The sequence below is a fragment of the Streptomyces sp. NPDC060205 genome, assembly GCF_042728395.1.
In the GTDB taxonomy this organism is placed as follows: Bacteria; Actinomycetota; Actinomycetes; order Streptomycetales; family Streptomycetaceae; genus Streptomyces.
On sequence record NZ_JBHWZP010000101.1, the window covers coordinates 20,441 to 28,427 of the forward strand.

The 7,987-nt window shown below is 67.7% G+C and carries 6 protein-coding genes; 3 read left to right on the plus strand and 3 right to left on the minus strand.

Annotated elements, in window-relative coordinates:
* Positions 1-125: 125 nt before the first annotated feature.
* The 3 genes from ACFWGJ_RS19570 to ACFWGJ_RS19580 form a co-directional block, all read right to left on the minus strand.
* Entirely contained in the window at positions 126-1,565 is a 1,440-nt protein-coding gene (locus ACFWGJ_RS19570; protein ID WP_387325963.1) for a dihydrolipoyl dehydrogenase family protein, read from the minus strand.
* Position 1,566: 1 nt separating this feature from the next.
* The gene (locus ACFWGJ_RS19575) at positions 1,567-2,130 is read right to left on the minus strand and encodes a hypothetical protein (protein WP_387325965.1); all 564 of its coding nucleotides are present in this window, start codon (positions 2,128-2,130) and stop codon (positions 1,567-1,569) included.
* A 406-nt stretch (positions 2,131-2,536) separates the two neighbouring features.
* Positions 2,537-3,037: a chorismate mutase gene (locus ACFWGJ_RS19580; RefSeq protein WP_387325968.1), complete on the minus strand. Its 501-nt coding sequence runs from the start codon at positions 3,035-3,037 to the stop codon at positions 2,537-2,539.
* Between the two features lie 556 nt (positions 3,038-3,593).
* Here ACFWGJ_RS19580 and ACFWGJ_RS19585 point away from each other — a divergent pair.
* The 3 genes from ACFWGJ_RS19585 to ACFWGJ_RS19595 all read left to right on the plus strand — a co-directional run bounded on the left by ACFWGJ_RS19585 (position 3,594) and on the right by ACFWGJ_RS19595 (position 7,557).
* Positions 3,594-5,204: an MDR family MFS transporter gene (locus ACFWGJ_RS19585; protein WP_387325971.1), complete on the plus strand. Its 1,611-nt coding sequence runs from the start codon at positions 3,594-3,596 to the stop codon at positions 5,202-5,204.
* A 310-nt stretch (positions 5,205-5,514) separates the two neighbouring features.
* On the plus strand, positions 5,515-6,828 hold the full coding sequence (gene secY, locus ACFWGJ_RS19590) for a preprotein translocase subunit SecY (protein WP_387325974.1): 1,314 nt from the start codon (positions 5,515-5,517) through the stop codon (positions 6,826-6,828).
* 93 nt (positions 6,829-6,921) lie between these two features.
* Positions 6,922-7,557: a TetR/AcrR family transcriptional regulator gene (locus ACFWGJ_RS19595; protein WP_387325977.1), complete on the plus strand. Its 636-nt coding sequence runs from the start codon at positions 6,922-6,924 to the stop codon at positions 7,555-7,557.
* The last annotated feature ends 430 nt before the right edge of the window (positions 7,558-7,987 follow it).

Here is a 7,987-nt window from a genome sequence, read left to right on the forward strand (position 1 = left end):
CGTTGCATCGTGAGATGGTCTTGGGCTCATGTCGTGCGCCGCCCTCCGGTGGGGCCGTTCGTCCCGTCCCGTCGTGGTCGTGACGGGGAGGGACGGGACGGGTAGGACACGACGGGACGGGTTGGTCAGCGCCCGTACGCTTCCAGCAGCCGCAGCCAGACCTCGCTGACGGTGGGGAACGCCGGAACCGCGTGCCAGAGGCGATCCAGCGGCACCTCGCCGACGACCGCGATCGTCGCGGCATGCAGCAGTTCCGCCACGTCGGGGCCGACGAGGGTGAAGCCGACGATCACCTTGCGGTCCTCGTCGACGACCATACGGGCGTGTCCCTGGTAGCCCTCGGCATGCAGAGCCGAGCCCGCGACAGCGCCCAGGTCGTGGTCGACGACACGGACTCGCAGGCCGGCCGCCTCGGCGGCAGCAGCGGTCAGTCCCACCGACGCGATCTCCGGTTCGGTGAACACCACCTGCGGCACCGCACGCTCGTCCGCGGTGGCCACGTGCCTGCCCCACGGCTCGTCCTGGACCGCTTCGCCCTTGGCGCGCGTCACGATGACATCACCGACGGCGCGAGCCTGGTACTTGCCCTGATGCGTCAGCAGCACACGCCGGTTGACATCACCGGCCGCATACAGCCAGCCGTCGGCCTGCGGCTTCCCAGCCTCCCCGATCACCCGCAGCGTGTCGTCCACGGCGAGCCAGGAGCCCGGACTCAGACCGACCGCTTCCAGGCCGATGTCCTGCGTGTTGGGCGTACGGCCGATCGCGACGAGAACCTCGTCGGCCTCGACGCTGTCCCCGGTGGCGAGCGTGATGTGCACCGCACCGTCACCGGCGCGCTTCACGGACACGGCCTCCGCGCCGAGACGCACGTCGACACCGGCCTCCCGAAGTGCCGCGGTGACCCGTTCACCGGCGAACGGCTCCGCGAGCGGCAGCACACCGTCACGCGCCAGTACCGTCACCGACGAGCCCAGCCCGGCGAACGCCGTCGCCATCTCCGAGGCCACCACACCGCCGCCGATCACAGCGAGCCGCCCGGGGACCTCGCTCGCGGCAGCGGCCTCCCGGCTGCTCCACGGCGCCGCCTCGCGCAGACCGTCGATGTCCGGCAGCAGCGCGGCGGTTCCCGTCGCGATCACCACCGCGTGGCGCGCGGTCAGCACCGTCGTCGTACCGTCCTCGGCGGCCACCTCGACGGCTCGCTCGCCACTGATCCGTCCCTGACCGCGATAGAGCGCGATCCCCGCCGAGCTGAGCCAGGACGCCTGTCCGTCGTCCTTCCACTGCGAGGCGAAGGAGTCCCGACGGCGCAGCACGGCCGCGACATCCACCTCACCGCTCACCGCCTCGCGCGCCCCCGGCACCCGCCGGGCGGCCCGGAGCACACTCGTGCTCCGCAGCAGCGCCTTGGTCGGCATGCAGGCCCAGTACGAACACTCACCGCCGACCAGTTCGCGCTCGACGACGGCGGCACTCAGTCCGCCCTGCACCACCCGGTCGGCGACGTTCTCTCCCACCGGTCCGGCGCCGATCACAATGACGTCATAGACGTTCTCGCCCATGTCATTCACCCTTCGAGGCGCGGCCCAGACGCAGGGCCGAGATGAGGAAGAAGATCGCGCCCGGAATGGCGTAGCCGATCGCGCTGGACAGCGAGGGATCGTCGGCGCCGGCCGAGGCGATGAACGACCCGCCCGCCAGGACCGAGATACCGCCGCTGAGGATCATCGGCCACTGGCCACCCATCTTGCGGCGCGGAACAGCCACGATCAGCTGGACCAGTCCGGCCACCACCGCCCACAGACCCCACACGCGCAGCACCGCCGGGATACCCGACGCACTCGCTACGGCCAGGCCGATCGCCGTGGCGGAACTGACCGCGACGTTCACATACAGCAGCGCAGGTGACCCCGTGCCCTTCGAAACCTTCGCGTCGTACACGGCCGCGCCCACATCGAACAGCGGGTACAGCACGAGAAGCGTCGCCACCGCCGGGTTGATCTTCGATGCCATCGGAAGCAGCACCGCAGCCCAGACGATCGCAAACGCGAACCGGACGAAGTACAACCGCCGCAGAGCAGACGCGGTCCCGGCGACGCCGGACGGAGCAGCAGCAACAGTGCTCACAACGAACCTTTCGATTGATACGGGAGGTGAAGCGGGTTCAGCACGCTGTGCTGCCGGCCGCTTCGACCAGGGGGATGACATCGGTCCGCCGAATGGTGTGGTGTGCCGGAACTGCCGCCAACGGCGAACAACCGGGCACCCTTTCCCGCGGGACTGAATGTTCTGTCTCTTCATCATGGCGACCGCGTCGCACAATGTCAAGACCGAACGTTCTACCTCCGTACGGGCCTGTCGTTGCCGGCGTTCCGCGACCGGCCCAAGGCCACCGTGCATACGGCCGTGGGCGGCGTCACGAGCCTTGGCCACGCGCGCGGGTTGGCCACGCCTTGACCGCCGTTGCACAGGCGCTGCGGGGGAATGAGCGATGCCCGTTCCCCCGCAGCACGGGACTGGATCGACCGGCCTTCTAATGGCACACGGAGTGCGTCCCGGTCCTCAGCGCCTGGCGGTGGAGCGCGTCCAGTCGCTCCAGTGCCGCCCCGGAGCCGGCGGCCAACGAGAGTTGCACCGCACAGGCGACGGGCTTGTCACGCAGTTGTTCAGTGCCCTTGAGTTCCCGCAGCAACTCCGTGGTCAGCTGATCGAGCCGCTCACGGATCGGACCGAGGTCAGGACGTGTCGTAGGAGCTTCCTCGGGGTGCGCGGTCCAGCGGGCGAACAACCCCCTCTGGACGATCTTGCTCGCCGTGATCTGATCCTGGAAGAAGGCGACCGCCGCATCCGGATTCACTCCCAGGGCTTCGGCCTTCACTCGGACCTGTTCCAGCACCTGCTGCTCACGTACCGGGTCCTCGATGGGCGAGTCGGTTCCGAACTTGGACGCCGCCACGTCGTCACCGATCTGGAGCCGCTCGATGATGAGGTCGGTCAGTGGACCGAGCCTGCCGAGCGACTCAGCCGCTTCCACGGCATCACGCGAAGTATCCGTATGCACAGGGGCGGAGGTTGCCAGAGCCTGAGGGGCCGTCAGCAGCGCGGTGGCGAAGAGCAGTCCGGTGACCGTGGCACAACGATGCACCTCATGACGGAAGGTCAAAGCGTCCTCTTTCCCAATGGTTTCTGCAGAGTCGGTCAGAAGTCCGAGAGGCATCCACTCTCGGGGCTCCCGGGATTTCCTGGCGTACATGCGAAGGCGTCGCCCACCGGCCATGGCCTGACGGCCGCCGCCGGGCAGCCCGAGAGCACGTTCGGCGATGCCGACGGAAGGAATCCTGGGAGAACGTTCGGTCCTCTTATTTAGGCCTCTCACGAGTACGTTGTCAATACCGAACGTTCTATCTTGAGGTCTGCTAGCCTACCGACACACGGTCCGGCGCGATCTCGCGACCACATGGTTGCCCCAAGCAACGGCAGCGGCGGCCAGCCGTCCCGAACACACCTCGCACGATGTCGTACGCACCGGCCGGGCGCCGCCCGTACACCGGCCCAGAACACCCCTCGCCCTCGTAAAGGAATCCCCGCCCATGACAACCACGCCCAACGCAGGTGCGCAGTCACCCGCCCTCCACGAGGGAGGATTCACCGGTGAGCCGATGACGCATGCACAGATCATGCGCGCCCTGTCGGGACTGCTCCTCGGCCTGTTCTGCGCCATCCTGTCCTCGACCGTCGTCACCAACGCCCTGCCCAGGATCATCAGCGACCTCGGCGGCGGCCAGAGCGCGTACACCTGGGTCGTCACCTCCTCCCTTCTCGCGGTGACCGCGTCAACACCCCTGTGGGGCAAGCTCGCCGACCAGTTCAGCAAGAAGATCCTGGTCCAGTCGGCACTGGTGATCTTCGTCCTCGGCTCCGTGGTCGCCGGCTTCGCCCAGAACCCCGCCACACTGATCACCGCCCGGGTCATCCAGGGCCTGGGCGGAGGTGGCCTGTCCGCCCTCGGGCAGGTCGTGCTCGCCGCGATGATCTCCCCCCGGGAGCGCGGCCGTTACTCCGGTTACCTGGGCGCCACCTTCGCCGTCGCCACCGTCGGCGGCCCGCTGCTCGGCGGCGTCATCACCGACACCTCGTGGCTCGGTTGGCGCTGGTGCCTGTTCGTCGGCATCCCGTTCGCCCTCGTCGCACTGGTCGTGCTGCAACGCACACTGAACCTGCCGCTGGTCAAGCGTCAGGTGAAGGTCGACTGGGCCGGCGCCTTCCTCGTCACCGCCGCCGTATGCACCCTGCTGATCTGGGTCACCTTCGCCGACGACAAGTACAACTGGTTGTCCTGGCAGACATATACGCTGGTCGGCGCGGCCGGTGTGCTGACACTGCTGTTCGTCGCGGTCGAGGCCAGGGCCGCGGAACCGATCATCCCGCTGCGGCTGTTCCGCAACCCCACCATCACCCTCGCCTCACTGGCCTCTCTGTTCGTCGGTATCGCCCTGTTCGCGGGCACCGTCTTCTTCAGCCAGTACTTCCAGCTCGCGCGCGGCGAGTCCCCGACCATGTCGGGCATCATGACGATCCCGCTCATCGCGGGCCTGTTCATCTCCTCCACCGTCTCCGGCCGGATCATCACCCGCACCGGCAAGTGGAAGGGCTGGCTCCTGGCCGGCGGCGTTCTGATGACGGCGGGTCTGGCCCTGCTCGGCGCACTCCGCTACGACACCCCCTACCTGTACACGGCCGCCTGCATGGCACTCATAGGCCTCGGCGTCGGTATGACGCTGCAGAACCTCGTGCTGTGCACACAGAACCAGGTCTCCCCCGGCGACCTCGGCGCCGCATCCTCCACCGTGACCTTCTTCCGCTCACTCGGCGGCGCGGTGGGCGTCTCGGTGCTCGGCTCGGTCCTCACGACCCGCATCGGGCATCACGCACTCGACACCATCGCCGGGCTCAGTCCGCAGGACCAGGCCACCGCCGCGAAGGCGTCCGGCAGCGGCCGGCTGCCCGACCTCGCCGCTCTGCCGACCCCTGTCCGCACCTGGCTGGAGGGCGCCTACGGCCACGGCATCGGCGACATCTTCCTGTACGTCTCCCCGGTCGCCCTGATCGCCTTCCTTGTCACCCTGTTCATCAGGGAGGTACCACTCAGCGCGTCCAGCGGTCTGGTCCGGGCCGCCACGGAGGCAGACCGCACGCCCTGACCACGTTCCGGGCCGCGAGGCCGGCGCCGGGCGCATCCCGCGCCCACTCCGCACAGGACAGACAGAACGTTCAGTCTTGACAGGCGTCCGGCAGAACTCGACAATGCTGCGAGGCAGAACGTTCCTTCGACCCCTGGCCCACGGGTCGCACGGCGCTGCGGCAGGGAAAGGACAGCGCGCGCCGACACCACCCTCCTCTTCGGACGGTCGGTCCCATCACCACAGCGGTAGCGGTCGTCGACGTGCCGCTGTACTTCGAAAATCTCTGACCCGCATTACGGCACCAGCACGTAGGGTCGCGGGAGGCACCGTGTTCGTCGCGCTAGCCCACGCGTTCAAAACGCCTGACCTGCGCAGGAGGTTGCTCTTCACTCTCGGCGTCATCGTCGTGTACCGGGTAGGCACCCATGTACCGATCCCTGGCGTCAACTACCGAGCGGTCCAGCAGTGCGTCGATCAAACCTCGGGCAGCGAGGGACTGTTCGGGCTGGTCAACCTCTTCAGTGGCGGCGCCCTGCTGCAGATCACCATCTTCGCCCTCGGCGTCCTTCCTTACATCACCGCCAGCATCATCCTGCAACTGCTGACCGTGGTCATCCCCCGCCTGGAAGCCCTGAAGAAGGAGGGCCAGGCCGGCACGGCGAAGATCACCCAGCACACGCGGTACCTGACCGTGGCGCTCGCCGTTCTTCAGGGCACCGGTCTGGTCGCCACCGCCCGCAACGGGTCGCTGTTCCAGAATTGCTCAGCGGCCGACCTGATCGTTCCAGACCGCTCCGTCTTCGTGACCATCACCATGGTCATCACCATGACCGCCGGCACTGCGGTCGTCATGTGGCTCGGCGAGCTGATCACCGACCGTGGCATCGGAAACGGCATGTCGATCCTGATGTTCATATCGATCGCTTCCACGACCCCCGCCGCCCTGTGGGCGATCAAGAAGCAGGGCACCCTGGCCGACGGATGGATCGAGTTCGGCGGAGTCATCCTCGTCGCCCTGGCCCTGGTCGGCCTGGTGGTGTTCGTGGAACAGGCCCAGCGCCGTATCCCGGTGCAGTACGCGAAGCGCATGATCGGTCGCCGCTCCTACGGCGGCACCTCCACCTACATACCGTTGAAGCTGAACCAGGCGGGTGTCATCCCAGTGATCTTCGCCTCGTCACTTCTCTACGTGCCCTCTCTGGTGGCCCAGTTCTCGCAGGGCGACTCAGGGTGGAAGGCCTGGGTCACCCAGAACCTCTCCAAGAGCGATCACCCGGTCTACATAGCGACGTACTCCGCGCTGATCGTGTTCTTCGCGTTCTTCTATGTCGCGATCACCTTCAACCCGGACGAGGTCGCCGGAAACATGAAGCAGTACGGAGGCTTCATACCGGGAATCAGAGCCGGGCGGCCGACCGCCCAGTACCTGCACTACGTACTCACCCGGATCACCTGGCCGGGCGCGCTGTATCTGGGGCTGATCGCTCTCGTCCCCACCATCGCGCTGGCCGTGACGGGTGCGGGCCAGAACTTCCCGTTCGGCGGAACCAGCATTCTGATCATCGTCGGTGTGGGCCTGGAGACGGTGAGGCAGATCGAGAGTCAGCTGCAACAGCGCAACTATGAGGGCTTCTTGCGCTGAGACACCTCGGCCGCCGAGGAGGCGGTGCAGGCACCGGTTCGCCCAGCCGCACGCCTGTCCGTCCACACAGGGCGCGGCACCTATCATGGGCCCATGGTGAAGGGAAACAACTCCGTATCGGGCGCTGCCGGGTTGAGCAGCCGTGATCTCATCCTCGATGCGGCCCGTAGCCTCGTGTCGAGTCGAGGGTATGACGGCATGGCCATCTCGGACCTTTCCGCGCAGTCCGGGTTGCCCGCCAGCTCCATCTACTACCACTTCGGCAACAAACTGGGCGTCCTGGCGGCGTTGCTCGACCGCACCTTCAACGAGCTGCACGCGCTGTTCGCCCATCCGTCCTCCTTCGACGGCCTCGAACCCCTCGACCGGTTCGAGGCCTGGTTCACGGCCGCGTGCGCCTCCCTCGACGAGCGGCCCGACTACCTCCGCCTTCTGCTGGCGATCAGCGTGGGACCGCAGAAGGACGACGAGGTCGTGAAGGCCACCGTGCGCCGCATCCGCGACTTCGCCCACGCTTCATGGGTGGACGTCCTGACACCTGTCTTCGCACCGGGTGACGCAGCGGGCGACAAGGCTTTCATCGAGGAGCTGGCTGTCCTGGGACGGGCCATGACTGACGGACTGTCACTGACGAACAGCTTCGACGGCATGAGCTACAGCTCGCACGTCGCACCGTTCGTCTCCCTGATCCGCGGCCTGGCGGACCGACGGGGCGGCGAGAAGGCGTAGGCCCGCCGCCGGGCCGTGGCCCCCGGAAACCCGTGGACCACGGTGACCCCGGCAACCAAAAAGCGCGGGCTCTCGGCGACTTCGTCACCACCCGGTGTGAGGCCGCTGACGCAACGTCCGGCGGGGACGGCTCCGTGGTCGGGCAGGCCGAAACTCTGACGCCAGGCGCGGTGTCCACGGTCGCGGCACATGGACTCACAACGAGCCGGACGCGGGCAACCATCCCGACGGTCCCCGCCCTGGTCCGGGGCGCCACGACCGCGGCGTCCGCAGTCACGCCGTCCGGCAGCGGCCGACACCCGCCGAACCGCCGGCGTATCGCCTAGGGCCTGTCTGACAATTCCCGTCGTCGCCCGCAGGGCGGCCGCGCGGCGTCAGGTGCGTGCTCTCGCCGTGCCGGGCGCAGAGCCAAGTACGTCCAGTACGAGGC